This is a genomic window from Pseudofrankia coriaricola (assembly GCF_001854805.1).
Classification (GTDB): Bacteria; Actinomycetota; Actinomycetes; order Frankiales; family Frankiaceae; genus Pseudofrankia.
In genome coordinates, this window is the sequence record NZ_MBLO01000244.1 from 1 (window position 1) to 25,843 (window position 25,843).

At 70.9% G+C, this 25,843-nt stretch carries 22 protein-coding genes and 2 pseudogenes; 8 read left to right on the top strand and 16 right to left on the bottom strand.

Annotated elements, in window-relative coordinates:
• Positions 1–206 precede the first annotated feature (206 nt).
• From BCD48_RS33990 to BCD48_RS34005, 4 genes are all read right to left on the bottom strand, one after another.
• Positions 207–746: an SDR family NAD(P)-dependent oxidoreductase gene (locus BCD48_RS33990; protein ID WP_241842209.1), complete on the bottom strand. Its 540-nt coding sequence runs from the start codon at positions 744–746 to the stop codon at positions 207–209.
• Between the two features lie 182 nt (positions 747–928).
• The gene (locus BCD48_RS33995; protein ID WP_071052491.1) at positions 929–1,930 is read right to left on the bottom strand and encodes an aldo/keto reductase; all 1,002 of its coding nucleotides are present in this window, start codon (positions 1,928–1,930) and stop codon (positions 929–931) included.
• Positions 1,931–2,039: 109 nt separating this feature from the next.
• Positions 2,040–2,858: a sugar phosphate isomerase/epimerase family protein gene (locus tag BCD48_RS34000; protein WP_071052492.1), complete on the bottom strand. Its 819-nt coding sequence runs from the start codon at positions 2,856–2,858 to the stop codon at positions 2,040–2,042.
• A 224-nt stretch (positions 2,859–3,082) separates the two neighbouring features.
• On the bottom strand, positions 3,083–4,120 hold the full coding sequence (locus BCD48_RS34005; protein WP_071052493.1) for a zinc-dependent alcohol dehydrogenase: 1,038 nt from the start codon (positions 4,118–4,120) through the stop codon (positions 3,083–3,085).
• A gap of 98 nt (positions 4,121–4,218) precedes the next feature.
• On the opposite strand from BCD48_RS34005, the gene BCD48_RS34010 reads away from it, so the two are divergent.
• Positions 4,219–4,923, top strand: a complete 705-nt coding sequence (locus BCD48_RS34010) for a TetR/AcrR family transcriptional regulator (protein WP_071052494.1) — start codon at positions 4,219–4,221, stop codon at positions 4,921–4,923.
• Positions 4,924–5,310: 387 nt separating this feature from the next.
• Here BCD48_RS34010 and BCD48_RS34015 read toward each other — a convergent pair whose 3' ends face one another.
• Entirely contained in the window at positions 5,311–5,550 is a 240-nt protein-coding gene (locus tag BCD48_RS34015) for a transcriptional regulator (protein ID WP_083419618.1), read from the bottom strand.
• 315 nt (positions 5,551–5,865) lie between these two features.
• Between BCD48_RS34015 and BCD48_RS34020 the strand changes: the two genes are divergently transcribed.
• Both BCD48_RS34020 and BCD48_RS34025 read left to right on the top strand, forming a co-directional pair.
• On the top strand, positions 5,866–7,299 hold the full coding sequence (locus BCD48_RS34020) for a carboxylate-amine ligase (protein WP_083419619.1): 1,434 nt from the start codon (positions 5,866–5,868) through the stop codon (positions 7,297–7,299).
• A gap of 40 nt (positions 7,300–7,339) precedes the next feature.
• Positions 7,340–7,786 (top strand): hypothetical protein, encoded by a 447-nt coding sequence (locus tag BCD48_RS34025; RefSeq protein WP_071052497.1) that lies wholly within the window; start codon positions 7,340–7,342, stop codon positions 7,784–7,786.
• Here BCD48_RS34025 and BCD48_RS34030 read toward each other — a convergent pair.
• Entirely contained in the window at positions 7,769–8,605 is an 837-nt protein-coding gene (locus tag BCD48_RS34030; protein ID WP_071052498.1) for an oxidoreductase, read from the bottom strand. The genes BCD48_RS34025 and BCD48_RS34030 overlap by 18 nt on opposite strands.
• A 46-nt stretch (positions 8,606–8,651) precedes the next feature.
• The gene (locus tag BCD48_RS34035) at positions 8,652–8,951 is read right to left on the bottom strand and encodes a hypothetical protein (RefSeq protein ID WP_071052499.1); all 300 of its coding nucleotides are present in this window, start codon (positions 8,949–8,951) and stop codon (positions 8,652–8,654) included.
• A gap of 176 nt (positions 8,952–9,127) precedes the next feature.
• On the opposite strand from BCD48_RS34035, the gene BCD48_RS34040 reads away from it, so the two are divergent.
• A complete protein-coding gene (locus BCD48_RS34040) occupies positions 9,128–9,781 on the top strand; it encodes a TetR/AcrR family transcriptional regulator (protein WP_241842210.1) in 654 nt (217 codons plus the stop codon).
• Between the two features lie 246 nt (positions 9,782–10,027).
• Here BCD48_RS34040 and BCD48_RS34045 read toward each other — a convergent pair whose 3' ends face one another.
• Positions 10,028–11,551, bottom strand: a complete 1,524-nt coding sequence (locus BCD48_RS34045) for a purple acid phosphatase family protein (protein WP_241842211.1) — start codon at positions 11,549–11,551, stop codon at positions 10,028–10,030.
• 151 nt (positions 11,552–11,702) lie between these two features.
• On the opposite strand from BCD48_RS34045, the gene BCD48_RS54340 reads away from it, so the two are divergent.
• Entirely contained in the window at positions 11,703–12,344 is a 642-nt protein-coding gene (locus BCD48_RS54340; protein WP_241842219.1) for a TetR/AcrR family transcriptional regulator, read from the top strand.
• A gap of 9 nt (positions 12,345–12,353) precedes the next feature.
• Here the strand turns inward: BCD48_RS54340 and BCD48_RS54345 are convergent.
• The 7 genes and pseudogenes from BCD48_RS54345 to BCD48_RS34080 all read right to left on the bottom strand — a co-directional run.
• Positions 12,354–12,479 (bottom strand): annotated as a pseudogene (locus tag BCD48_RS54345) (ATP-binding cassette domain-containing protein); the annotation flags it as partial.
• A 48-nt stretch (positions 12,480–12,527) separates the two neighbouring features.
• Positions 12,528–13,643 carry an NDMA-dependent alcohol dehydrogenase gene (locus tag BCD48_RS34055; protein WP_071052501.1) on the bottom strand — a complete coding sequence of 372 codons (1,116 nt, stop codon included), beginning with the start codon at positions 13,641–13,643 and terminating at the stop codon, positions 12,528–12,530.
• A 47-nt stretch (positions 13,644–13,690) separates the two neighbouring features.
• Positions 13,691–14,860 (bottom strand): amidohydrolase family protein, encoded by a 1,170-nt coding sequence (locus BCD48_RS34060; protein WP_116271752.1) that lies wholly within the window; start codon positions 14,858–14,860, stop codon positions 13,691–13,693.
• A gap of 70 nt (positions 14,861–14,930) precedes the next feature.
• Positions 14,931–15,716, bottom strand: a complete 786-nt coding sequence (locus tag BCD48_RS34065; protein WP_071052502.1) for an SDR family NAD(P)-dependent oxidoreductase — start codon at positions 15,714–15,716, stop codon at positions 14,931–14,933.
• 3 nt (positions 15,717–15,719) lie between these two features.
• Entirely contained in the window at positions 15,720–17,438 is a 1,719-nt protein-coding gene (locus BCD48_RS34070) for an N-acyl-D-amino-acid deacylase family protein (RefSeq protein WP_071052503.1), read from the bottom strand.
• Between the two features lie 221 nt (positions 17,439–17,659).
• Entirely contained in the window at positions 17,660–18,562 is a 903-nt protein-coding gene (locus BCD48_RS34075; RefSeq protein WP_131804154.1) for a PaaI family thioesterase, read from the bottom strand.
• A gap of 217 nt (positions 18,563–18,779) precedes the next feature.
• Positions 18,780–20,816 (bottom strand): oxidoreductase, encoded by a 2,037-nt coding sequence (locus tag BCD48_RS34080; protein ID WP_071052505.1) that lies wholly within the window; start codon positions 20,814–20,816, stop codon positions 18,780–18,782.
• A 76-nt stretch (positions 20,817–20,892) separates the two neighbouring features.
• On the opposite strand from BCD48_RS34080, the gene BCD48_RS34085 reads away from it, so the two are divergent.
• On the top strand, positions 20,893–22,341 hold the full coding sequence (locus BCD48_RS34085) for a class I adenylate-forming enzyme family protein (RefSeq protein WP_198543504.1): 1,449 nt from the start codon (positions 20,893–20,895) through the stop codon (positions 22,339–22,341).
• Between the two features lie 86 nt (positions 22,342–22,427).
• Here BCD48_RS34085 and BCD48_RS49980 read toward each other — a convergent pair.
• Positions 22,428–22,574, bottom strand: a pseudogene (locus BCD48_RS49980) (transposase); the annotation flags it as partial.
• Between the two features lie 149 nt (positions 22,575–22,723).
• Here BCD48_RS49980 and BCD48_RS34090 point away from each other — a divergent pair.
• Positions 22,724–24,448 carry an N-acyl-D-amino-acid deacylase family protein gene (locus BCD48_RS34090; RefSeq protein ID WP_071052507.1) on the top strand — a complete coding sequence of 575 codons (1,725 nt, stop codon included), beginning with the start codon at positions 22,724–22,726 and terminating at the stop codon, positions 24,446–24,448.
• 18 nt (positions 24,449–24,466) lie between these two features.
• On the top strand, positions 24,467–25,759 hold the full coding sequence (locus BCD48_RS34095) for an amidohydrolase family protein (protein ID WP_241842212.1): 1,293 nt from the start codon (positions 24,467–24,469) through the stop codon (positions 25,757–25,759).
• The last annotated feature ends 84 nt before the right edge of the window (positions 25,760–25,843 follow it).

Here is a 25,843-nt window from a genome sequence, read left to right on the forward strand (position 1 = left end):
GCGGTCAAGATCGTAATGCTACGGACAGTGAGGCGCGGGTCCGGCGTGAGGGCTTGGCGCGAGAGTTGGTTGCCGATCTGTTGGTACAACTGCCGCCCGTGTCGTGCGAGTGGATCTCCTTGTGGGCCCGGCGGCAGTCTCCGGCAACGACTCGGCGCCTCCGATTAGTGCACAATTTTCGTCGCTGGCGCCGGCGAAGCCGCAGGTCACAGCCTTACGATCTTGCGAGAAGAATCAACGTGAGGGAAGTCAGGTTCGAAGGCTTTGCTTCCCGCGTAGGTCGCCATGAAGCTGCCGCCGCCGTAGGCTGCGCCGGAATTGACCAGCAGCAATCCGCCGCGACCACGCGCTCGCATGGGTCCGCCGAAATGGTGACACAACCGCATCATCGTCAGAACGTTGATGCGCATCAGGTCCAGCCAGGGTTGGACGTCGATGTCGAGGAAGTGCGCTCCGTTGGTGTCGGCGCCGGCGTTGGCGACGTACAGCCCGATCTCGCGGTCGCCCACCGCTTCGATGACCTGCTGGGCGCCGTCGTCGGCTGCCAGGTCCACTGACGCCGTAATACATTTAACGCCCGTTTCGGCGCGGATCGAATTGGCCAGGTCGGTCAACGGTCCCAACCGGCGCGCGAGAAGGACGGAAGGTAGCCCCTCGGAGGCGATGCGGCGGGCGAATGCCTGCCCGGTCCCTTCGGAGGCGCCAGTGATTACTGCCCATGGCCCATATTTTTCCGCGAATGTCACGAGGTTCCTTTTCTTCGGTCCGCGGCTCCCAGGCCGCAAGCGCTCGCGCTCACCGGCTACGCCTTGTGACGTCGCCCACCACCTGAAGCCTTGGCGCGTGATAGCAAGTCAGCTGGAAGTACGGACGAATACTGATGCTCGGCAACTGGTTATCGAGCTCTCTGATGCTCGACCAGAAAGGCTCATGAAGCCTCGGCCTCCTGGGCGACGATCGCGTCGACGGCCGCCAGTTCATCGGGGGTGAGCCGCCATCCGGCGGCGGAGGCGTTGGCGATGACCTGCTCGGGCTTCGTGACGCCGGCCAGGACCGACGCAACGGCTGGCTGGGAGGCGACCCACGAGATCGCGAGCTCGAGCAGAGAGCGCCCTCGTTCCTCGGCGAAGGTGGACAGCTGCTCGACGGTGGCGAGGCGCTCGTCGGACAGCGGCGGGCGGCGGGCCATGATTCCCTGGCGGAGCATGGTGCTGACCGGCGCGTCGGCGCCGAGCCGTGCGTCGGGCGGCGGTGGTTCGCCCCGGCGGTACTTGCCGGTAAGGAGTCCGCTGGCGAGGGGGAAGTAGGCAAGGACGGCCATGCCATTGCGCTCTACCGCGCCGAGTACGTCCTCCTGGGGTCGCTCCAGCACGCTGTACTGCACTTGACAGGACCGGTACGGCGAAAGCGACGACCGAGCCGCGGTCTCGGCGGCGTCCTCCAGCATCTCGCCACCGAAGTTGCTGCAACCGACCTCGCGCACCTTGCCGGCGCGCACCAGCCGGTCGAGCGCCTCGAGGATCTCCTCGATCGGCGTGAAGGGGTCGGGCTGGTGCTGCTGGTAGAGATCGATCCGGTCCGTTCCGAGGCGCCGCAGGCTGGCCTCGACGGCAGCCACGATGCGCGCCGCGCCCCGCTGATCCGGATCAGTCTCGCTCTGGTTGAGGAACTTCGTGGCGATGATCGCCTCGTCCCGACGCTGGCCGAGTGCCGCGCCGATCAGCTCCTCGGAGTGCCCCTCGCCCAAGAAGGACGTGATGCTGTACTCCTCGGCGGTGTCGAAGAGGTTGATGCCCGCGTCGAGGGCGGTGCGGACGATCCGATCGACCTCGCGCCTGTCGCAGCCAGCGCCGAAGAAGTCCGTACCGAAGTTGTTGCCGCCGAGACCGACGACGGATACCTCCAGGCTGCCGATGCGCCGAAGATTCACGACGAAGGCCTCGCGATCCGGTCATTGCGCCGTCGGTTCAGCCCAGAGATCGTGGCCCGCAACGAGCGGTGGAGCCGTCGCCCCGGTTCGTGTCGGTCTTCGATTGTCTTCATTGGTCGTCCAGCTGGACGAGGAGGTTCCGAGCGGCGTCGACACACCGGCTGAGCCTTTCGTGGGGACCGACACCGGCGTTGGCCTGCGAGCGGAGAGGCACCTCGAGTCCGATCACAAGGTGGCGCGGCAGCGCGTCGAGTATCTCGCGCAGTGGTGCCTCGCCGGTGCCCGGCACCATCCGCTCGAAGCACGCCTCTTCCATGTAGTTAGGGATGGTGGGCACGAGCGGGACGTCACTGAGCTGGATGTACTCGATCAGGTCGGGGTCGACGGCGGCGACCTCGGCCGGGCCGGAGCCGGACCGCACGAGGTGCATCGTGTCGATGAGGAGACGGAAGTCCGGCCTGCCAACTGCCCGGACGGCGTCGAGCGCCGTGGGGAGGTCGGCGATCGCGAGCCCGGGCGAGAACTCCAGCGTCGTCCGCATCCCAGACTCGGCGGCCATCTCGGCAAGCACGCCGAACTGGTCGACGCTGCGGTTGAAGTCCGGATCGAAGGTGACGGTGTTGACCCGCTGGGCACCGAGCTCGGCCATGACGGCGACGTCGCCCGCGAGATCACGCATGTCCATGTCGGGATGGAGCACGAACCCGTCGCCCAGCGACACCGTCACGCCCCGGTCGCGCAGGGCGGCGAGCGTCTCGCGCCGCAGGGCGAGATCGTCTCGAAGCGAGAAGGACGGGTAGCCGTACGGATTCGGTAACGCGCTCAGGGCGAGCGCCACGTACCGGAGCCCGAGGTCGGCGGCCAGGCCCACGGATTCAACCGGCGGAAGTCCCATCACGCTCAGCGGCTCGATCGACAGTCGTTCCATCGTGCTCCCTCTCATAATCCACGGTCCTCGGGCCATGCCGCGACCGCGACGAGGCTGGGGTTGTGCCCATCAGGTCGGCCACGGTCGCCCTGCGACGTTGCCGCCGGAGTCCGTCCGGTGCACGGTGACCTCGGCGGTGCGGACCTGGCGGTAGCCCGCGGTTGTTGATCTCCATCAGCCGGCAGTGGCGGGCCTCGTGCCGCGTCGCCCCTCGACGCCGCACATCACGCAATCTCCAGCGAGACGCGCACGGCGTCCTTGCCTTCAACCCGTCTGTCAGCGAGCGCCAGGGCTTCCTCGAATCGCTCCAGGGGAAAGGACTCTCCCGCCAGTTCCGCGGTGGGGACCTTACCCTCGTTGATCATCGAGCACGCCAGGCTCAGGTCGACGCCCCCACCTGGCAGCACGGTGAGGTTCCGCAGCGGGATCTGGTTGATGTCGAAGCCGTCCAGCGGGCGGTCCTTCATCCCGGCGGCCACCACCTTCCCGCCGGGTCGCACCAGCTCGAAGGCCGTGATGAACGATCCGGGACCGCCGGAGGCGACGTCGAGCACGACGTCCGCCATCCTGCCGCCGGTCGCCTCCGCGACACGGGCGACCGGATCCTCGCCCTCAAGGTCGACAGTGTGGTCCGCCCCGACGCGGAGTGCGGTGTCGAGGCGCAACCGATCACGTGACAGACCGACGGCGATGATCGTGCCAACGCCCTGCGCTCGGGCGGCGACGATGGCGGCGAGGCCCATGTGACCCGGACCCAGGACGAGCAGTGATTCCCCGGGTTGCGCGGGGCGTACGAAGGTCGCCGAGTTGGACAGGCACTCGTAGACGGTGAGCTCGGTCGCCGGCAGGTCGTCGCGGAGCTTCTGCACCTCGGAGCCCGGCACGAGCTCCATGTAGTCGGCGTAGCCGCCGAACTGCCCGGACGCCTCATCGACCGGGAAGTCGAACCCGTAGACGCGCGATCTCCCGCCGGCCGTCCTGACGTAGGAGCGGACACCCACCCGGTCCCCCTCCCGCACGCCGAACTCCGCGGCCGCGTCGGGTGAGATCTGCTCGATCCGGCCGACGATCTCGTGGCCCGGAACCGTGGGGAACACGCCTCCCGACGGCACCGGCGCATGACCCCTGAACTGGTCGACGTCGCTGTGACAGATCCCGACCGCTTCGACCCGAAGCACGGCGCAGCCGGGCCTGAGCTTGGGCTTCGGGACCTCGCGGAGCTCCCAGGTCTCATCACCGTTGAACACGATCGCACGCGGCAATCGAGCCTCCCGAGTTGACTGAGCCAGTGTTACCTGGCGGGTGCCCGACAAGTTAGCACTTCTCTGGCGCATGCCAGGAATTTGTTATCGTCCTGACGGTGGTTGGGCATCCGGGACGGCGAACGCAGGTCGAGCGCCGCGCCGCGTCCGAAGCAGCGTTGCTGCGAGCCGCGGCCGAACTGATCGCGGAGCGCGGGTTCGAACGGACGTCGCTGCGCAGCATCGGCGCGCGCGCCGGGACGAGCCGAGAGATGCCCGCCTACCACTTCGGGTCGAAAGAGAGCTTGATCACCCGGCTGGCTGAGCGCGCCCACGAGCGCACACTCGAGGCAACGACCGAGGCCCTCGAGCGCACCGACCGGCAAGTCGAGGAGCTCTCCGCCCTTGAGGTGCTTCGTGTGACGATCGAGACCTACCTCGAGGTCTTCATCGCCGCTGACGCACCCGAGGAGCGCGCTGTGGTCGTGATGTGGGGCGCGACGTTCCCGTCCGACTCCCCGCTGCCCGCCGTCGTCCACGCGGACCGGAAGACACATCGCGACCTTGCCGAGACAATCCGAGCCGGTCAGCAGGACAGGTCGATCCGCGCCGACGCCGACGCCGACGCCGCTGCCGTGCTCGTCATGGGGATGGCCCGGGGCATTGCGGCTCTTTCCCTCGCGCATCCCGACGCCGCCGATCCGGCCAAAGTCCAAGGCCTTTGTGGTGAGGCCATCACCGCCTTGCTCCAAGGCCCGAGCCCTACGGTGTCGGACAGCCCAGAAACGCTCGCGACCTCCAGGCGGACGTCGCGGCCCGGCTGATGAATGCCTGGCGTCTCGCACCCGCGCACCCCTACGGCATGGACGACTGGAGCGGCGGCTGCGAGGGTTACGGGGCCGGTCCCGTTTCGCCGATCAGACGGGGCATGCAGGGGCGAGGAGTCTGTGTTCGGTATGTCGAGTTTGGTGTGGGTGTCGGTCCGGAGCTGCGTGACCAGGCTGCGTGCGTTGGCGGCGCGTGCACGGGTGCCTGGAGTCGTCTGCGCGTGTGGCGTGGACCGCTGAGAGGCCGGCGGCGGCACCTCTTTGATCGTTTGACAGCCAAGTTGACAGCCTACGGCCCCTGTAGCCAACCAGCGTCCCACCGTCTGTACCCAGGCCAGCCGGTCGCCCGCGGCCCGGGGGTGCGGCCCGCCCCCGAGTAGAGTCCTATCCTCCGCCGGCTATCTCGCGCAGGGCGTCCAGGTGATCGGCGAACGCGTGCCGTCCGGTCGCCGTAAGCGAGAGCCAGGTACGGGGGCGCTTGCCCACATACCCCTTGCGGACCTCGACCAGTCCGGCCGTCTCCAGCACCGCCACCTGTTTGGAGAGCACGGAGTCGGAGATCTCGACGGTATCGATCTCACCGATCGGACCCTTGTAGCTCGCCAGCGAGCCACTCTGATCCATTTTGTAGACGAAGACGGCAATGATTCCGGCGATGATGACCGCCGCGCCAGCGACGCGCGCGAAGGCCGGTTCCCTGCAAGGCGCGGGGCGGGCTCAAGGCGCACGGTCGGCGCGCCGTTGAGACCGGGAGCAACCCTCCCCAGGCGGATTACCGCTGGAGGCGGCGGGAAGCAGATCGGAGTGACGACGGATGCCGGCCAGGGGCCCAGGGTTGCCCGGGCCGGGCGTGGGCAGCGGCGCGCGCCTGACGGCGAGCCTGCGAGCCCGGGCTCTGTCGGCTGGGGCGCGCAGGCCATGGATCGGATGCCGCGGAATATGGACCCTGTGGACGGGCGCCAGCAGGGGCGGGAGCCGGTCGGCGCGGCCGCGGCGCGGCCATGGGTGCGGACCGTCGGGGTGGAGGAGGAATTCCTGCTGTTCGACCCCGTCGCGCGTGTCCCGCGGGCCGCCGCGTCACGGGTGCTCGCCCGGGCGGGCGAGCGGTCACCCGGCCTCGGCCCCCGCCTGGACGGTGAGGGTGTCGGCGGGCTGGACGTCGAGTTCACCCGGGAGCAGGTGGAAACCGCATCGGCGCCCCAGTCCTCCCTTGCCGCGGTGCGCGCCTGCCTGGTGGCGCTGCGCCGAACGGTCCTGGATGCCGGGGCCGCCGAGGGTGTGGCGCTGGCCGCGACCGCGACCAGCCCGACGCCGGCCAGTTCGCGGCCCACCCCGAAGCGGCGCTACCAGCGGATGTACGCCGAGTTCGGCCTCACCGCCACCGAGCAGCTCACCTGCGGCTGCCACGTGCACGTGGCGGTTCGCTCGCGGACAGAGGCCGTGGGCGCGCTCGATCGCCTCCGTCCCTGGCTCGCGCCGCTCGTCGCACTGAGCGCGAACTCGCCGTTCTGGCAAGGCCGGGACACGGGGTACGCGAGCTTTCGCACCCAGGTCTGGCAGCGGTGGCCGACGGCAGGTCCGACGGCGCCGTTCGGTTCGCTGGCGGAATACGAACGGCTGGTCGACCTGTTGATCGGCAGCGGCGCGGCACTCGACGGCGGGATGATCTACTTCGATGCTCGGCTGTCCCGGCACTGGCCGACGCTCGAGCTGCGCGTCGCCGATGTCTGCCTGTCCGTCGACGACACCGTCCTGCTCGCCGCGCTGGCCAGGGCGCTGGTGTCGACCATGGCCGCCGACTGGGCCGACGGGCGTCCGGTCCCCGACGTGCGCCCGGAGCTGCTGCGCGCCGCCAGCTGGCGGGCAGCCCGATACGGCCTGTCCGCGGAGCTGCTCGACCCGGAATGCGGCGAGCGGGCCACGGCACGTACGGTGGTGGACCGGCTGGTCACCCGCGTTGGTCCGGCGCTCGCCGCGGCCGGCGACCTCGAAACCGTCGTCCGGGGCGTCGGGGAGTTGTTCGATCGTGGCACCGGAGCGGATCGACAGCGGGCTGCATACCATCGCCGCGGCCGTATCCACGATGTCGTCGATCTCGTCCTGCGTGAGACGGCCGACGACATCGGCGTGGCTGTCGCCTCGCGCCGTTCTGCCTCCCCCGCCGGCGGGCCGTCCCCTGTCGCCGAACCGGCCTCCGCCACGCCCGCTACCACGGTCGCTCCGAGGTCTCACACCCTCGCCGCACCCGCCGCCGCCGCGCCACCCTCGGTCGCGCCCGCCGATGACATGGGCGCCGCGCTCCCGCCGGGACCTGTGGGGTGCAAGCGGGTGATCAGGGTCGCCGAGCTGGGCAGACCTGCGCAGGGATCATGATGGGTCGCTGAGATGGGCACTGGGTGCCGTCGCCGCAGCGGTGGTCGGCGTCGTCGTTCTTGTCATTGTTCTCGTCGTCAACATGCTGCCGGATTTGCGGCGCGACATCGGAGCGGCCTACGACCCATCAAGCCCGACAGCCACCGCGACCCAGCTGGCCGGAAAGATCAGTGAGGTAGGTGGCGGTCGTGCCGGCGTCCTCGTGGGCGGTGTACCAGACGGACTCGCTGCGTCCGCCGGCCGCGGGTCGTTCCGCTTCGAGGAGACGGTGGACGCTCTCGGGATCGTCGGCGGCGAGCAGGTGCGCGACAAGCGCCGCCAGCGCATAGTGGTCCGCCTCGTCGCGTGCCGCGGCGTCGGGAAGCAGCCGCAGCGGTGGCTGCGAGGCCAGGCCGCCCCACCGTTCAGCAGCCAGGCCGCGCCGGGGCGTCGATTGAACGGCCCGGCCCGGCGTCAGCGGTGGCCATCGTCAGGCCGGTACGCCTGAGGTGCGCTTGATGAAGGCGTCGAAGACCCGGTCCGGCAGGACCCTGCTGAGCAGGATGAGCGGGCGGGCGCCGAAGCCGACGATGTACCGGGTGCGGGGGCGGCGGGCGGTGGCGGCCTTGGCCACGACGTCGGCGATGACGCTGGGCGGTGAGGTCCTCCGCGCGTCGGGTCGCGAGCCCTCCTCCAGTGATCTGGCAATGGCGGCGGCCTGTTCCGCGTAGGGTCCTCGTCCCGAGGTGGCGCGGAGCTTGTCGGCGGCGATGGCGCCCCATTCCGTTCGGATCAGGCCGGGCTCGATGAGGATGACGTCGATGCCGAACCGCTTCAGCTCCAGGCGCATCGCGTCGCTGAGACCTTCGACGGCGAACTTGCTCGCGTGGTACCAGGCACCCAGAGGCATGGCGAACCGTCCGCCCATCGAGCTGATGTTGACGATGGTGCCGCTGCCCTGGGCGCGCATGGCCGGCAGCACCATCCGCGTGAGGTGCGCGAGCCCGAAGAGGTTCACGTCGAACTGCGCGCGGGCCTCGGACATCGGGACGTCCTCGACTGCGCCGTACGAGCCGTAGCCGGCATTGTTGACGAGGACGTCGATGCGGCCCTCGGCCGCGAGGATCTCGGTGACGGCCTTCTGGGTGGAGACGTCGTCGGTGACGTCGAGGGCGATGGTGCGCACGCCCGTGGCGGCGAGCTCCGCCATCCGGTCGACGCGCCGAGCGGCGCCGTAGACGACGAAGCCGGCCTCGTGGAGGCGACGGGCGGTGGTTTCGCCGATGCCTGAGGAGGCGCCGGTGACCAGGGCGATCTTGCGAGCCATGGCGGTTCCTTTCAATGGGAGACGGATGGGCGGCCGGTCGCCGGGGTCAGAAGTCGGGGCGCCGGAAGTGCCCGAGAGCGGCGGTGCGGGCCAGAGCGAAAAACCGCGGCAGCGTGGGGTCGATGCTGTAGCGGGCGAAGCGGTCGGCCAAAGCGAGCCAGCCCCGCTTGTGGTCCATGATCAGATGGCTCGGTGAGGTGAATCCGCTGGTCACAATCGACTTCTCGACGTTCTCGAAGCCGAGGAGGTTGCCGAAGTCTTGCGTGAGCAACCTCAGCCGCTCCGCCGGTGGCGTGGCTCGCCAGCGCTCCGGGTCGACCCACGCGACAGCCTCGGTGGCCTTCATGCCATGTCCCTTCGATGCAATGCAGGTCGCTGAACAGCACCGACGAGACTCCGCCCCAGCATCGCGGAACAGACCGTCGGTCTCTTATAACTTAAGAGACCGACGGTCTGTAGTCAAGAGACCATCGGTCTCCTAAACTGAGGGGTATGGCAGCCTTCCAGCGTGCGAGGAGCGAGGTGCAGCGCACGGAACGCCGTGAGGGCATCCTCAGGACGGCGGCCGCGATGCTCGACGAGATGCCCGTGTCGGCGATGAGCCTCAACGAGCTCAGCCGCCGTGTGGGGCTGGCGAAGTCCAACGTCCTGCGCTACTTCGAGTCGCGCGAGGCGGTCCTGCTCGACCTGCTGGCCAACGCCGCCGCCGGGTTCCTGGTCGAGATCTCCGAGAAGCTCCCGTCGGCGGTCGACCCGTCCGCTCCGGTGCCCGTTCGCGCAGGCGAGCTGGCGTCTGGGCTCGCCGCGTCGTTCGAGGCCCATCCGATGCTGTGTGAACTTCTCAGCGCCCAAGCCGCCATCCTGGAGCGGAACGTCTCCGCAGACGTCGCGCTTCACTACAAACGGGGGGCGCGGGACAGCATGGTCGGGCTCGCCGCCCTGCTCCGCCGTCTCCTTACCGAGCTCGACGAGCGGCGATCGGCGCAGGCGGCCGGCCTGGTCATCGCTCTCGTCGGCGCCTTGTGGACCCGCGGCCATCCCGCGCCGGCCCTGGTCGCCGCCTACGAGATCGACCCGGGCCTGGCGTTCATGAATCCGCCATTCCGTGAGTCCCTCGACGCCGCGATCGAAGCCGTCCTCCTAGGCCTGGCGGCGCAGAGCGACGCCGCGGGGTAGCCGCGCCCGACCACCACCTGCAGACGAGGATCGACTGGCCCGGCAGTCAGATTGCCGCGATGGTCGTGGACCTGCCCGGCGTTGCGCGGCTCTTGGTGGCCGAGTACAAGCACCACCGGCCGGGCTCGCGCCGACATCATGATCCTCGCCGATGGCGCGCCAGCCCGACACTTGCGGCGCCCTCCTGAGGCGTCGGGCGACACCTGGCCACCGACAGGTTCGTCGCGCTGGCCGACGCCTGACGGCTCAGGCGGGCGTGAGCCCGGACAGGTCCCGCGAGGCCACGCTGTTGCGGTCGCTGACGGCGGCGCCCAGCGAGAACTGCGGCCAGAAGCCGGTGAGCTCCTGCCGGCTGCGTTCACTCCACTCGCGGGCCAGGTCCGTGCGCGACTTGTAGAAGTTCAGCGCGTACCCGCCGGCGTGGACACGCAGGAGGGAGAAGCCGCCCGGGTACTCCTTGGCCGCGCAGACCTCCTGCAACACCACGCGCGGCGCGGCCGGGCTGACCGTCCGGTGGTTGCGGTGGGTGTGCCCGGCGTGGTGGAGGAACACCCCGGGGGTCGACGCGTAGGTCGCCAGCAGCCCGGTGGCCTGCGTGGCGTCGAGCATGCTGCCCGCGCCGCCGCCGAAGGGCGTCCCCTCGACGACCAGCGGGTGGTGGCCGAAGACGATCGTCGGCTGGTCGCGGTGTGCCTTCAGGTCGGCGGCCAGCCAGGATTGCTGAGCGGCGGACATCCCGCCGGCGTCGCCGCCGTTGCCCGCCTTGTCGTACGTGTCGAGCCCGACCACGTGCAGGCCATTGAGGTCGTGCGAGAAGTACGTCGTCGCCGAGCCCGCGAAGAAGTCGTCGCGGAAGCAGTCGTCGCCCTGCCACTCGCCGGTGCCGCAGCCGGCGTAGGCCGCGCCGGCGTGCGCCCGGTCGTGGTTGCCGCGGGCGACGAAGTAGTCCTGCCGGTAGGTGCCGAAGCGGTCGAGGTGCGTCCGGACGCGGGTGACGTCGGCGGGGGCGGCCTCGCTGGACAGGTCGCCCGCGGCGAGCAGGTAGTTGGCGCCGCGGGCGGTGGCCTCGGCGACCAGCCCCTCGGCCATGACCTCCGGGTACGGCCGAAGCCCGGGCTGCTGCGAGAGGCCCTTGATGGAGGTGCCGCCGACCAGGCCGGCGACGGTCTCACCGAGGTGCAGGTCGTTGCACAGCGCGATCGAGAACAGGTGGCGTCCCGGCGGTGGCTGCGGGGTGGTGAAGGTGAAGGGGCCGTCCGCGCCGGCCGGTGCGGCGGTCCCCGCCGCGTTGCCCTGCACCAGCTCCAGCGCGGTGGGCGTGGCGGCCTTGCCGGCGGAGGCCGCCCGGTAGTAGTAGGTCTGGCCCGGCTCGAGCCCGGTCAGCTCGACGTAGTGGTACGGGGTCGGCCCGCCCTCGTCGTGCGCGGTCTTGGTCAGCTGGGACGGGCTGGTGCCGTAGGAGACCTGGCCGTCGGCGGGTTTGGGCACCATCCGCTTGGTGCCGTCGTCCGTGCCGGGGACGCCGGTATACCAAGTGATCACGGCGCTGGTCTCGGTGAGGGTGACCAGCTCCAGGTTCACCGGGCTGACCGTGCGTGGGTCGACGTCGGCCGTCGTCGCGGCCGCGGTGGCCCGGGCGGCGGGCTCGTCTCGGTCGGAGCAGGCGACGAGTGGCGCGGCGGCGATCAGGGCGGACCATCGCAGCAGGTCGCGGCGGGTGGTGTGGCAGCGGCAGGGCACGGCGGCATTCTCCCGCAGGGGTTCCGACATGTGGGTGAAATCGTCCTGGCCGTTCGCGGTACGAACGCGGCGCGCGCCGGGCGTGCCGGGTCCGCCGTATGGGCCAGGAAACCGGGCGGCGTCGGTTTCCGGCGGCCGGACTCGGCCGTGCTCGCCGGGGTCGGGTCGTAGGATCGCGGCCATGCCTGCCGATGCGAGCGTTGCGGCCGGTGTTGATGACGGCGCGGCGGGCGGCGAGGGTCAGCGGCGGCGGGGCCGGGGGCGCCCGGCGCAGTTGAGCCGAGAGCAGATCGTCGCCGCCGCGTTGGAGCTAAACCTGGAGACCCTGACGGTCCGGGAGCTCGCGGCGCGCCTTGGGGTCACGCACGGAGCGCTGTATCGGTGGGTTGGCGATCGTGACGAGCTGCTGGACTTGATCAGCGATGTGATCGTGGAGCGGATCCTCCCGGCCGATCAGCCGCGGCCGAATCAGTGGCGGGCGTGGTTGCGGCGCCTGGCGTGGTCGATGCATGACGAGTTCTTGGCCGTGCCGGGGTATGCGACGCGCACCTCGCGGCCGCACCGGCACAACCCCGAGTCGTTCGGTCGACTTCGGGCTGGCGTCATAGGGGCCTTCGTCACTTCGGGCGTCTCGCCGGAGCTGGCCGAGCAGAGCTGGTACATCTTCGGCGTCTCGATCGTGAGCTGGCTCGCGGCAGCGGAGAGCTCGCTGGAGCTTGGGCCTGCCGAGCCGCGCTTCGACGTGTTCCTCGACGTCCTGCTGCGTGGGCTGCCTGCGCGGGAACCGGCCACGCCTCGACCGGTGGGTCACGGGGGCTGCTAGCTCATCGCAGATCAGCACCCGGGGTTCGGCGGCCATGGCGCGTGCGATCGCAATGCGTTGGCGCTGCCCGCCGGATAGCTGTCCGGGGTAGCGGCGGGCCAACTCGGGCGCGAGCTGCACAGCGTCGAGGAGGTCTCGTACCTGGGTCTGCGCCCTGGCGCGGTCGAGGCCGGCGAGCGCGCATCAGCGCGCCACCTCGACGATGCCGCGGATGTTGAGCCCGTCGGCCATGTCCTGGTATGCCTTCTCGATCTCGTCGAGGGCGTAGCGACGGGTCACCATCTCGTCGAGCCGTAGCCGGCCGCCACGGTAGAGGCCGAGCAGCATCGGTACGTCCTGGTGCGGGTTGCAGAAGCCGTACAGACAGCCGACGACGGTCTTCGCGAACGAGGTGAGCAGCCCCCCCGGCAGCTTCACGGTGATCTCCTCGTAGCGGTCCGCAATGCCGGTGAGGACGAGCGTGCCGCCCTTGCGGGTCATCTCGTAGCACTCGGTGACGACCCGCTCGGTTGCCACGCCGACGCACTGGATGACGCTGTCGGCGAGCGCTCCGGCGGTGTGGTGACGGACGTGGTCGAGCGCCTCGGCGTGCGTGGTGAAGCCGGCGTGGGCGCCGAGGCGCCGGGCGAACTCGTTCTTGAAGGGCACCGGGTCGACGGTGACGACCGTCGCCGCGCCGCCCATGAGTGCGCCCTGCACGGCGGCGGCACCGACGCCCCCGACCCCATAGACCACGACGACGTCGCCGGGGCGGACGCCCGCCGCCCGTACCGCCGAGCCCCAGCCCGTCGGGACGCTGCAGCCCAGCAGGCACGCCGCGTCCAGCGCGGTGTCGTCGGGCACCTTGACCAGCGAGCGCTCCTGGGCGACGAAGAAGTCGGTGAACGTTCCCAGCGCGCAGAACCCACCGGCGTCCCGGCCGTCGCCCAGATGCATGCGGTAGGTGCCGTCGGCGAGCGCCCCCGTCAGGGTGCTCGCGCCCGCGTCGCAGAGCCAGGACTGGCCGACCGTGCACCAGCGGCACAGGCCGCACGCCGGGATGAAGGAGGTCACCACCTTGTCGCCCGGCCGCAGCCGGGTGACCCCCGCGCCGACCTCCCGCACGACCCCGCTGCCCTCGTGCCCGCCGACCAGCGGGAAGCGCAGACCCGCGCCCTTGTTGAGGTGGTCGTCGGAGTGGCACAGGCCCGCGAACGCGGTCTCGACCAGGACCTCGCCGGCGCGAGGCCCGTCCAGTGAGATCTCCTCGACGGTCCAGGGCTGGCCCGGACCGTGCAGGAGCGCGGCACGCGTCTTCATTTCCGACCCTCTCGAGTTGTCCGGCGTGCGGCTGGGTGCCCGGGCTCTCAGTGGGCGACGAGCTGGGACGCGGTGTTGTACATGACGTCGTCCTTGACCTGCTCGTCGAGGCCGTCGAGCAGGTTGCGGAAGTCCGCGGGGGAGGCGAGTCCTTCCGCGTGCGGCCAGTCGGAGCCCATGACGATGCTGTGGTGGAAGCCGAGCTGGCGGATGATCTCCACCGGGTCGTCCTCCGGGTAGGGGACGACGCGGATGTGGTCGCGGAACACCTCGCTGGGCCGGCGGTCGAGCTGGCCGCCGATCCACGGGCCGTTGCGGCCCATGCCGCGGCTCTTGTCCATGTGCCTGACGAAGTGCGGCACCCAGGACGCGCCGAACTCGCTGGCCAGCACCTTGATATCGGGAAAGCGGCCGAACAGGTTGTCGAACACCAACGCGGACAGGGTCTCCGTGATGGGCCGCTCGCCATAGGTGTTCTGCCACTGCCACGCCGACATGCGGAAGTGGATCGGGTCCGGCTCGTGCCCCCAGGCGGGTGCCAGGTTGGCGTTGTAGTAGGCCTCGGTGATGTGGTAGCAGACCGTGGCCTTCGCCTCGTTGATTCGTGCCCAGATGGGGTCGAAGTAGGGGTCGCCCGGGCTGCGGCCGTAGGCGGGGCCGGTCGTCATGAGAATGAACCGGGCGCCGTCGGCGAGGACCTGGTCGAGCTCCTTGACGGCGAGGTCGCGGTCCTTCAGAGCGATGGTCGCCGGCGCATAGATACGGCCCTCGTGGTCGAACCCCCACTGCTCGTTCATGTAGGTGTTGAACGAACGTAGGTTCGCGTACAGGGCGTCGGGCCGGGTGATGTAGGCCTCGGCCATCAGCCCCCAGCTACCCGGGTAGATGATGGTCGCCTCGAGCCCCTGGGCGTCCATCTCGCGCAGCCGCGCGTCACGGTCCTGGTAGACGTCGCGCATCGGCTCGAACATGTAGGTCTCGACCGGGGCGCCGGTGCTCATCTGCTTGAGCATCTCCTTGAGCGACCCGGGCTTGTAGGCCTTCCTGAACTCGGGCTCGACGGCGACGAGGATCCGTTCGCCCATGAGGATCGCCTCGTCGCCGTTCTGCAGCGTGACCGGCTTGACGGTCCGGTGTGCCCATTCCGGCGCGATGTGCCGGGTGAACGCGTCGGGCGTCTCGTACATGTGCTGGTCACAGTCGAAGATCCTGCCCACGGCTGCCTCCCTGCGCGTGCGTGCGCTTGTGGGCGCGAATGGTGTGGTGGAGAGAAGGACCTGACCGAGGTCAGGTGATCGTCCGGCCGCCGTCGACGGCGAGCTGCTGGCCGGTGACGTAGGCGGCGGCGTCGGAGAGCAGGAACCGGACCGCGCCGACGATGTCGCCGGGGGTGCCGGTGCGCTTGAGGACAAGCCGGTCGGCGAAGAAGCCTGGTGGTTCGGCCAGCCCGTCGACCATCTCTGTCGGGAACATCCCGGGCGCGACCGCGTTGACCCGCACCCCGTGGCGGCCCCACTGGACCGCGAGCTCGCGGGTGGCGTGCGCGAGCCCGGCCTTGGCGGCGCAGTAGCCCGCGCTCGGCACCGTCAGCCCGGTGGCGACGATGCCCGACATCGACGTGATGTTGACGATCGAGCCGCCTCCGGACTCCCGCATCGCCAGCGCGCACTGGCGGGCCAGGTCCAACGGCGCCACCAGGTTGATCTCCAGCAGAGCGCGGACGTCGTCGGCGGTCTCCTTGAGCGCCGGGACTGCGCGTAGGACGCCCGCGTTGTTGACCAGCCCGTCGATCCGGCCGTGTGTGTCCAGCGCGGTGCTGACGAGCTCGGCGCGGGCGTCGTCGTCGGTCAGGTCGGCGGGCAGGACGACGCAGCGCTGGAGCCGGGCGGCGAGTTCTTCCAGCCGGTCGGCCCGGCGGCCGGTGGCGACCACCAGCGCCCCGGCCGCGTCGAGCCCCTCGGCGATCCACGCGCCCAGGCCCGAGGTCGCGCCGGTCACCAGCACGACGCGGCCGCCCACGTCGAACGGCTCACCGGCCGACCGGGCAGCCTCGGAGCTGACTGCGACGGTCACCGGCTAGACCATCGCCGGCGTGTCGGTGTCGCGTCCCGACCGCAGCACCCGGCCCGGGGTCTGTCCGGTGAACGTCCTACCCGCCACGATCGGCGTGCCGCCGACGACGACGTGCGCGATCCCTTCCGGCTCGCTGTAGAGCCTGCCAGCGCCGGCAGGCAGGTCGAACCTGGTGGTCAGAGGCCGCTGGGTGACTGCTGCGGGGTCGAACACGACGACGTCGGCGGCGGACCCAACAGCGAGCCGGCCGCGGCCGCGCAGCCCGTAGAGGTCGGCGGGCACGGACGTCAGCAGCCGTACCGCCTCCTCGAGGCTGATCACCTTGTGCTCGCGGACGCCATGGTGTAGCAGCATGGTCGTGTAGGCGAAGAAGCCGATCATGTCGAGGTGCGCGCCGGCGTCGGAGGCGCCGACGACCGCGCGCGGGTCGCGCCAGATCTCGGCGCGCGCGGCCCAGTCCTCGGCGGTCGGGGTGCGCCACGGGTTGGAGAACGTGGTCCGCAGCTCGTCGGCGACGACGATGTCCATGAACGTCTCGAACGGGTCGCGGCCCTGTTCGGCCGCGATCTCGCCGACCGCGCGCCCCGCATACCCGCGGGTGGCGTCGCTGAAGGTCTCGATGATGTGCCGATTGCGCCAGTCCACCAGGTGGCTGTACGGGGACGGCGCCGCGCAGGCGTCGCGCAGCGCCGCCCGGCGGGCCGGGTCGCGCAGGATCGCGAGCCGCTCGGCCGGCGGCAGGAACAGGAAGTCGTGCAGCCCGGGCACCATGTCCAGGACGAACCCGGACAGGAACGAGAACCGCGACGGCGGCGTGTCGGGCATGGTCAGCCCGACGACCTTCGCCCCGCGGGCCTTCGCCTGGTCGCCGAGCGCCAGCTTGGCGCGCGCGTCGTCGAGGGTGCGCGCGGCGACGGTGAGGATGTTCCAGTTCAGCGGCCGGCCCGCCGCCAGCGACATCTGGATCATCAGCTCGCCGATGTCGTCGGGGAAGGGGCCCTTGCCGGGCACGGTGGGCAGGTACTCCAGTGACGTTCCTGGGTGCTCGCCGGCCACCGCGGCCAGCTCCAGGAGCTCGGCGTCGGTCGCCCACCGCGACGGGACAGGCCGCCCCTCGCCGTCGTGGTGGCTCTGGGCACGGGTCGTCGAGAAGCCGAGGCCGCCGGCCGCGAGCCCCTCGTGCAGCAGCCGCCTCATCGTCGCCAGCTCGTCGTCCGTGGCCGGCCGCTCGGTGGCGGCCGGTCCCATCGCGACCCGGCGCAGGGCCGAGTGGCCGACCATGTAACCGGTGTTGATCGCGAGCGTGCCGTCGAGCCGGTCGAGGAACTCGGCGGTCGTGCGCCAGTCCCAGGGCACGCCCTTCTCCAGGGCCGCCAGCGGCATTCCCTCGACCCGGGCGAGCATCCGCATCAGGTAGTCGCCGGACGTGTCGTCGAGCGGCGCGACCGTGAAGCCGCAGTTGCCGGCCAGCGCCGTGGTCACGCCATGCAGCGGGGACGGCGACAGTGTCGGGTCCCAGAAGCCCTGCACGTCGAGGTGGGTGTGGACGTCGACGAAGCCGGGCGCCACGACGAGTCCCTCGGCGTCGATCGTGCGGGCGGCGCCGTCCGTGAGCTCGCCGACCGCGACGATCCGGCCGCCGTCCACCGCGACGTCCGCGCGCCGCGCCGGCGCGCCCGTCCCGTCGACCACCTCGCCGCCACGGATCACCAGGTCATACATGACTCTCCCTCGCCGGCCCCGACCTCGAGGCCATGGACGCCATAATAAGCTAACTAATTAATTTCAGCCAACTATCGATCGATACTGGTTGGGCGCGGAGTACCCGCGACTGGACCAGGTCCTCGGCCGCCAGCACCGCGGTCTTCCGGTGAACCAGGAAGCCGCGGGCGGAAGCGCCGTGCGGGCCACCACGTGACCGGTCGGGATCCGCGGCCTGGCTGTCACGGGCGGCCCGCGGGGCGGATCTGTGTGCTGGCGGAGAACCGGACGGCGAGGCGTCCGTCGCCGACCGTGATCTCGCCCTCGGCGACTACGAACCGCCGGCCGCGATGGGTGACCTGGGCCGCGCTGCTCACCGGGCCGCCGCCCGCCGGCACGCCACGCACGTAGTTCACGAGGATGTCGAGCGGCAGGGCCTCGTCGTCCGGGCCGAGCAGGGTCGCGACAGCGTCCGCCACCGTGATGTGGGCGAGCATGGCCAGGACGCCGCCGTGCACCGCGCCGAAGCTGTTCGCGACCGCCCTGGTCGGCCTGAGCTCGAGCTGGGCGCTACCGCGGCCGGCGGCGGCGCTGGTGACGCCGAGCAGTCGATGCGGGTCGGAAGGCTGTGCCTGGTTCGGGCCCTGTGTGGGGACGGTGGTGGGTGGCGCCGCCGTCGCGGGCGCGCGCCACGTCGTGCCGAGTGACCGCAGCGAGCAGATGGCCAGCAGCTCGCCCGCGGGGTCGACCAGCTCGGCGCGGGCCAGCGCCGCTGCGTCGCGGACGGCGGTGAGTGTCGCCCTGCCTTCGACCCAGCCGGGCGCGGGCGGCGTGGGGCCGGCGAACTCCAGGCGCAGCTGGGCGCTGAGCACCGCTGTGGTGGGCGGGAGCCCGGTCGACGCCGCCGAACCACAGCACGCGTCGGCGACGATGGCCAGGGCACCGGCGAGGATCCGCCGGTCGGCGCCGAGCACCGCGGGGCTGGCAGGCATCCGGGCGACGCAGCGGCCGGCCTCGGCCTCGCGCACCTGCAGGCCAAGGGTCTCGTGGACGGGCAGCGCCGCGCCGCCTCGGCCCCGTCCCTTGCGCAGCCATTCCAGCTCCGCGGCGGCGCCGGGATCGCTCGCCGTGACGGGCGTGGTCATCGGATCACCGACGCGCGGCACCTTGTCCTCCTTGGCTCGTCCAGTCCTGGACGGAGGATACCTGAATTAGCTAAAAAATTGTTCTAAATAGAACGTCTGGGTTGGCGGTGCCCGCGCGCGGCGCGACCCCCGACGGGGGAGACCTGGACGGGGGAGACGAGGCGGCGCTCCGCCGCCGCGCTGGCCGGCCTGCGCGGCGGCGTGCCGCGGCCGGCCGTCAAAGCGTGATTGCCAGGCGGGTGGCCTGGTCGATGGCGCGGACGGCGTCGAGTCCTTCGGCGTCGTCGGCGCCGCCGACCAGGTGGGCCCTGATGCCCCGGGCGGCGAGTGCCTGGTAGAGGCCGCGGTCGCTCTCCTGGCCGGCGCAGATGACGACGGTGTCGCAGGGATGGACGTGGGCCTGCCCGTCGACGGAGTAGTGCAGGCCGTCATCTTTGATCGCGAGATAGCTGGCGCCGGTGATCTCGGCGACCCCGGCCCTGCTCAGGCGGCCGCGAAGGATCCACCCGGTGGATTTGCCCAGGCCGCGGCCGGTACGGCCGGCGTGCCGCTGGAACAGGGTGATCTCGCGAGCGGCCCTGCCCGCCGCCTGCGGGTCGGTGACGTCGCCGCGGCGACGGGCGTCCGGGTCCGCCACGCCCCAGTCCCGCAGGAACAGCTCCGGGTCCAGGGCGAGCTGGGGGTCGCCGACCAGGTAGTCGGCGGTGTCGAACCCGATGCCGCCGGCGCCGATGATGGCTACCCGCCGCCCAGGTGCCACCCGCCCGGTCAGCACGTCGGCGTAGGACACGACCTTGGGGTGGTCGAGGCCCGGGATGTCCGGCCGGCGCGGGGTGGCGCCGGTGGCCAGGACGATCTCGTCATATTCCTCGGCGGTGAGCTTGTCGGCGTCGACCGGCCGGCCGAGGCGCGGCGTGACGCCGAGGCGAGCGAGGCGGACACGGTAGTAGCGGATGGCCTCGGCGAACTCCGCCTTGCCGGGGACAGCCTTGGCGAGGTTCCACTGGCCGCCGATCTCGTCCGCCGCGTCGTAGAGGGTGACCGCGTGGCCCCGTTCGGCCGCGGTGACGGCGCACGCCAGGCCAGCGGGCCCGGCGCCGACAATCCCGATCCGCCTGCGGACGGCGGGCGCGTCGGCCAGGAACTCGATCTCTCTCCCGGCGCGCGGGTTGACCATGCATGAGGCCGTGGCGTCCGTGAAGATCCTGTCCAGGCAGGCCTGGTTGCAGGCCACGCAGGTGTTGATCTCGTCGGAGCGTCCGGCGCGGACCTTGTGGGCGAAGTCGGGATCGGCCAGCAGGGGGCGGGCCATCGAGACCAAGTCGGCCGTACCGTCCGTGAGCAGCTTCTCGGCGACCTCCGGGTCGTTGATCCGATTGGACGCGATGACCGGCACCGTGACCGCGGACCTGACACGGCGCGTCGCGAAGGCCCACGCCGCGCGCGGGACGCTGGCGGCGATCGTCGGCACCGCCGACTCGTGCCAGCCGACGCCGGTGTCGAGGACGTCGGCGCCCGCGGCCTCGACCCGCCGGGCGAGCTCGGCGATCTCCTCGCCGGTCAGGCCGTCCTCGACGAGATCCACCGCGGAGATGCGGTAGATCAGGAGGAGGTCCTCGCCGACACGCTCGCGGACCCGGCGCACGGTCTCGACGGGGAGTCGCAGCCTGCCGTCGAGGTCGCCGCCGAACTCGTCGGCGCGGTCGTTCGTCCGCGGTGAGGTGAACTCGTTGATCAGGTAGCCCTCGGAGCCCATGACCTCGACGCCGTCGTAGCCGGCCTCGCGCGCCAGCTGGGCGGTGCGGGCGAACTGGTCGACGACCTCCCAGACCTGCGCGGTGTTCAGCGCCCGCGGGGCGTAACGGTTGATGCGGGCCTTTGTGGCGGACGGGCCCACGCAGCCGGGCACCTTGGCGTAGCGGCCCGCGTGCAGGATCTGCAGGGCGATCAGGCCGCCCGCGTCGTGGACCGCGCGGCACACCGCCCGATGCGGCTCGAGGTCGTGGTCGTCGTCGAGGACGCCGGACTCGGGATCCATGCGGCCGTCCGGGTGGGGGGCGTAGCCACCGGTGAGGATGAGCCCGATCTCGCCGCGCGCCCTGGCCCCGTAGAACGCGGCCATCCGTTCCACCGGCCGGTCGAGGGTCTCCAGGCGGGTGTGCATCGCGCCCATGACCATGCGGTTGGGCAAGATGACCGGTCCCACGCGCAGCGGCGCCAGCAGGCGTGGGTAGGAGCGGGCGACGATCTTCATATAGATAACTTAATGTTATTATTGTGGAGTGTCGAGCGTAGATCGTCACGGTGGCCGGCCGGCAACCCAGGTGGACGTGCGCGAGGGAACCTGGTCGGCGCTGGTCGCTGGAGCCGTGTCGGGAGCCCAGGAGGCGGTTGTCGGTACCGCCAACCGGTGGAGTCGCGGGGACCTCGCGGACCGGGTGGGCGGCGTCGGCGCCTGGCTGACCGGCCTGGCGCTTCCGCGGGGCCGGCCGGTTCCCGCCCTGGTCGCGGACACCGGCCCCGCGCTGGCGCTCGTCATCGCCGGCGCGGCGATCGGACGGCCGATCGCGCCGCTCGGCTCTCGGCTGACTGTCGCGGAGCTCGCCGCCATGGCCCGAGGCCTGGGCGGTGGGGTGCTGCTTGCCGAGGCCTGCTTCGCGCCGCTAGCCGCCGAGGTCGCGTGGGCCACCGGCAGCCAGCTTGTGGTGCTGCCGGACCCGTTGCCGGTCGGCGGCCCGCGACTGCCCGCCCCGGAGGCCGACGACGTGGCCATGGTTCTGCACACCTCAGGCACGACCGGCGCGCCTAAAGCCATCGCCTACCGGCAGCGAGCACTCGCCGCCCGCGTCCGGGCCTACCAGTCCGTCGTGCAGCTCGGTCCTGGGGACGTGTTCGTCACGGCGGCCGGGTTCCACCACATCGCCGGGCTGGGCAACCTTGCCGTGGCGGTGGCCGCGGGCGCGACCGTGGTCTCGTTTCTGGCCTTCTCCATCGACGCCTGGCGGGCGCTCACACCGCTGGGCGTGACCCACGCACTGCTCGTCCCCACCATGATCGAGATGCTCCTGGCCGCCGACGCGCTGGCCCTGCCCGCGCTGCGTTGGGTGCAGTACGGAGCGGCCCCGATCCATCCCGACACGCTCCGCGCGGCACTCGCGGCTCTGCCCGGTGTACGGCTGGCCAATCTGTTCGGCCAGACCGAGGGCTCGCCCCTGTGCGTGCTGACGGCCGACGACCACCATGCCGCCATCACCGGCCGCCCAGAGCTGCTCTCGTCCGTGGGCCGGGCCGCTCCCGGCGTCGCGCTGCGTGTCGAGGGCGCCGGCGCGGACGGCGTCGGCGAGCTGTGCGCGCGTGGCGACCACGTGTTCGCCCCTGGCAGGGACGGCTGGCTGCGCACCGGCGACCTGGCGCGCATCGAGCCCGGTGGCTACGTCTACCTCGCAGGCCGGACCGGGGACACGATCAACCGCGGCGGTGAGAACGTCCGCCCGCTGGAGGTCGAGACCCTGCTGCGCAGCCATCCCGCGGTCGCGGACGCGGCCGTCGCGGGCGTGCCCGACCGACGCCTCGGGGAGGAGGTCGCCGCCTGGGTCGTGCCCGCCGACGAGAGCAGCCCGCCGAGCGAGGAAGAGTTGACCGGCTATCTGCGGGCTCGGCTCGCCGGGTTCAAGGTGCCCCGACGCTGGGCTTTCGTCGAGTCCCTGCCCCGCGGCGCCGCGGGCAAGCTGTCGCGCCGAGCCCTGGCCGAGACATCTGTGCCCGCGCAGGGTGACTGAGCACCACCGGCCGCACCGACACGGGGCTTGCGGATCGCGCGGGAGCTGTACGCCTTGTCAGCCAGGACATGATCGAGTCGGGTTCAGGGTCGTCCCGGCCTGTCGCGACGGATGCTGATCCCGGCCATGGCCTGCTCGAACTGGGGCGAGTCGTTCACCTTGCCCGCCGTCAGCACGACGGACAGCGGCCGGCCCTGCCCGTCGCAGGCCAGGTGGATTTTGCTCGTCAGTCCGGCCGCAGCGGGCGGGCGTCTGCCACCGCCTCCTTGAGCAGCGGCCGTCTTGGCTCGACCCACGCCGGGTTGACCGCCATAGTGCTCCAGGTCACTATGAAGCTCAACATTGAGGTCGATGTCGAGCTTGGAAGGCGCGTGATGGTTGGATGCCGCCCTACGACCTGGTGATCAAAGGTGGAACGGTCATCGACGGCTTACAGACCCCTCGTTACAAGGCCGACGTAGCCATCGCCGGCGGCCGGATCGTCCAGATCGGCAGGATCAGCGCGAGCGACGGCGCCGAGGTGGTCGACGCGTCCGGCAAGGTTGTCGCGCCCGGCTTCGTCGACCTGCACACGCACTACGACAGCCAGCTGTTCTGGGACCCGTGGTGCACGATGTCCGGCTGGCACGGCGTCACCAGCGTGGTGATCGGCAACTGCGGCTTCGGCTTCGCGCCCTGCAAGCCCACCGACCGCGAGCGGGCCATGCTGAGCCTGTCCCGCAACGAGGCCGTGCCGATGGAGACGATGAGGGTCGGCATGCCGTGGGACTGGGAGACCTTCCCGGAGTTCCTCGACAGCGTCGGCCGGGCGCCCAAGGGCGTCAACGTCATGTCGTTCGTACCGCTCTCGCCGCTGTACGGCTATGTGGTGGGTCTTGACGAGGCCAAGAGCCGGGCGGTGACCGACGACGAGCTGCGACGCATGTGTGAACTGCTCGTGCAGGCGATGGAGGCCGGCGCCTGCGGGCTGTCCGCGCAGATCCTCGGTGACGTCGGCAACGTCCAGCTTGACTACGACGGCACGCCCATGGTGACCGACCTGATGAGCGAGCGCGACCTGCGGGCGTTCTGCCAGGCGCTGGGCTCGCTGGGCCGGGGCGTGGCCCAGGTGACCGCCCCGCTGGAGACGGCGGCCTTCATGGCGCGCGAGAGCGGCCGGCCGATCATCTGGAACGCCCTGCTCGCCGACGGCGCGCTCAACCAGCACGGCGGCCAGCAGCTGTCGCACCAGGAGGCGCTCGCCCGTCTGGTCGAGCTGAACGAGGGCGAGGGCGTCCGCGTCTTCGCCCAGGCCCTCACCACCAACTTCGCCTCCGAGTTCACATTCGAGGAGTACAACCTCGCCGACGCGATTCCGTGTTGGAAGGAGGCTCTGCTCGGCACGGTCGCCGAGAAGCGGGTGAAGCTCGCCGACCCCGCGCGGCGCGCGGCGATGAAGGAGATCCACGAGCAGCGCGGCGGCCTGTTCGGCGCCGGCTACCCGCTCGACCAGATCAAGGTCCACTGGATCTCCAGCGATGTCGCCCGGGCCAGGGAGCTCAAGGAGACCTACGAGGGCTACACAGTCGGCGAGATCGCCGCGCGTGAGGGCAAGCACCCGATCGACGCGATGCTCGACGTGGCCGTCGCGGGCGAGCTGCGCGTCGGATTCGCCACGCCGCTGCTGGAGACCCCGCCGGAGTCGATGCGCGAGATCGCGAACTGCCCGGTCGCGCTGCCCGGTGTCAGCGACGGCGGCGCCCACACCAAGTTCGTGACGACCGCGCGGTACCCGAGCGAGCTGCTCGGGCTGTGGGTCCGCGAGCACGAGATCATGACGCTGGAGCAGGCGCACTGGCGGCTGTCCGCCTACCCGGCGGCGGCCGCGGGCCTGAAGGGCCGAGGCTTCCTCGCCGAGGGGGTGCCGGCGGACGTGATCGTGTACGACCCGGAGACGGTCGACAGCCTGCCCGCCGAGCGCCTCTGGGACTACCCGGCCGGTGAATGGCGCCTCGTTCAGAAGGCCAAAGGCTACGACCGGATTATCGTCAACGGGAAGACCACCTTCATCGACGGCGAGTGCACGAAGGCGACTCCAGGCCGGCTTCTTCGCCACGGCACGGACTGAGCGCAGGAACGAGACGTGATGGCAGACAACGATGCCTCTCCGTTAGTGATCCTGGGGACAACGGCCGCCGGGTGTGCGAAGGAAGATCATTTTCGCACACCCTTTGGCCCACTAGAGACCGTGTTCGACGCGGACAACCACTACTGGGAGTCGAGCGACGCGTTCACCCGGCATCGCGACCCCGCGTTCGCCGATCGGGGCCTGCGGGTCGTCGAGGTAGACGGCGCTCTCCGGTACTTCGTCGGCGACCGGCCGCATCCGATTCTGCCAGGGCCGGGGGACGCGCACCCGCGGCCGCGGCCCGGTGCCCTGTACGACTACTTCAGCGGCCGTTCCGACAAGGGCTCGGTCGGCGCGGAGCTGGCCTGCGAGGTGCCCGCCGAGCATCCCGAGTGGTTCAACCGGGACGCGCGGCTGGCGTGCATGGACGTGCAGGGCGTGCAGGCGGCATGGATGTTCCCGTCGCACGCCGTCTGCCTCGAGGGGCCGATGCAGCCCGACATCGAGGCGTCGCTGGAGGTGCTGCGGGCCTTCAACCGCTGGCTCGAGGAGGACTGGGGGTTCGCCTACCAGAACCGGATCTTCGGGGTCCCGTACCTATCGCTGTCGGACGTCGACGGCGCGGTCGCGGAGCTGGACTGGTGCCTGGACCGCGGCGCTCGGGTCGTGAGCATCCGCAACGGGCCGGCGTTCACCCCGGACGGCACCCGATCGCCAGCCGACCCGATGTTCGACCGGTTCTGGGCGCGCGTCCAGGACGCCGGCGTCGTGGTGGCGCCGCACGCCGGCTTCGATGACGGCTACCGCGAGGTCGAGGCGGCGGTCGCGCGCGCCTGGGGCTACGGTGCCGCCCAGCGCCAGGGCGACACGAACGCGATCACGCTGAGCGAGCCGTTCGTGAACATGCTGATGAAGCACCGGCTCGTCCAGGACTTCGCGGCCGCCCTTGTGGCCCACGGCCTGTTCGACCGGTTCCCGGGCGTTCGCGTGGCCTATATCGAGAACGGCGGAACCTGGGTCGGGCCGCTGCTGCATGGCCTCGAACTGCTGGCCGCCCAGAACCCGGGCATGTTCCAGGACTCGCCGGTCGACCAGTTCATCGAGCACTGCTGGGTCGCGCCGTTCGTCGAGGACAACGTCGAGGAACTGGCCGTGCACCTGCCGGTCGAGCGGATCCTGTTCGGCTCGGACTGGCCGCACGCCGAAGGACTCGGCGCGCCGAAGGACTTCCTGGCCGCACTGGCCGGGTTCGCGCCCGAAGCCCAGCGTCGGATCATGGTCGACAACGCCCGGGAACTGACCTTCGGCTGACACTGGGCACCGACGCCACCAGTCCGCACCGACGCCACCAGTCCGCACTGATCCACCAGTCCGCACTGATCCACCGATCCGCGC

Bases quoted from the DNA above. Each gene is read 5' to 3' on its own strand.
- BCD48_RS34000 (WP_071052492.1), bottom strand. From the start codon at position 2,858: ATGGAACGACTGTCGATCGAGCCGCTGAGCGTGATGGGACTTCCGCCG.
- BCD48_RS34030 (WP_071052498.1), bottom strand. From the start codon at position 8,605: ATGGCTCGCAAGATCGCCCTGGTCACCGGCGCCTCCTCAGGCATCGGC.
- BCD48_RS34045 (WP_241842211.1), bottom strand. From the start codon at position 11,551: ATGTCGGAACCCCTGCGGGAGAATGCCGCCGTGCCCTGCCGCTGCCAC.
- BCD48_RS34090 (WP_071052507.1), top strand. From the start codon at position 22,724: ATGCCGCCCTACGACCTGGTGATCAAAGGTGGAACGGTCATCGACGGC.
- BCD48_RS34095 (WP_241842212.1), top strand. From the start codon at position 24,467: ATGGCAGACAACGATGCCTCTCCGTTAGTGATCCTGGGGACAACGGCC.
- BCD48_RS34075 (WP_131804154.1), bottom strand. From the start codon at position 18,562: ATGACCACGCCCGTCACGGCGAGCGATCCCGGCGCCGCCGCGGAGCTG.
- BCD48_RS34055 (WP_071052501.1), bottom strand. From the start codon at position 13,643: ATGAAGACGCGTGCCGCGCTCCTGCACGGTCCGGGCCAGCCCTGGACC.
- BCD48_RS54340 (WP_241842219.1), top strand. From the start codon at position 11,703: ATGCCTGCCGATGCGAGCGTTGCGGCCGGTGTTGATGACGGCGCGGCG.
- BCD48_RS34015 (WP_083419618.1), bottom strand. From the start codon at position 5,550: ATGGATCAGAGTGGCTCGCTGGCGAGCTACAAGGGTCCGATCGGTGAG.
- BCD48_RS34080 (WP_071052505.1), bottom strand. From the start codon at position 20,816: ATGAAGATCGTCGCCCGCTCCTACCCACGCCTGCTGGCGCCGCTGCGC.
- BCD48_RS34020 (WP_083419619.1), top strand. From the start codon at position 5,866: ATGGACCCTGTGGACGGGCGCCAGCAGGGGCGGGAGCCGGTCGGCGCG.
- BCD48_RS34070 (WP_071052503.1), bottom strand. From the start codon at position 17,438: ATGTATGACCTGGTGATCCGTGGCGGCGAGGTGGTCGACGGGACGGGC.
- BCD48_RS34035 (WP_071052499.1), bottom strand. From the start codon at position 8,951: ATGAAGGCCACCGAGGCTGTCGCGTGGGTCGACCCGGAGCGCTGGCGA.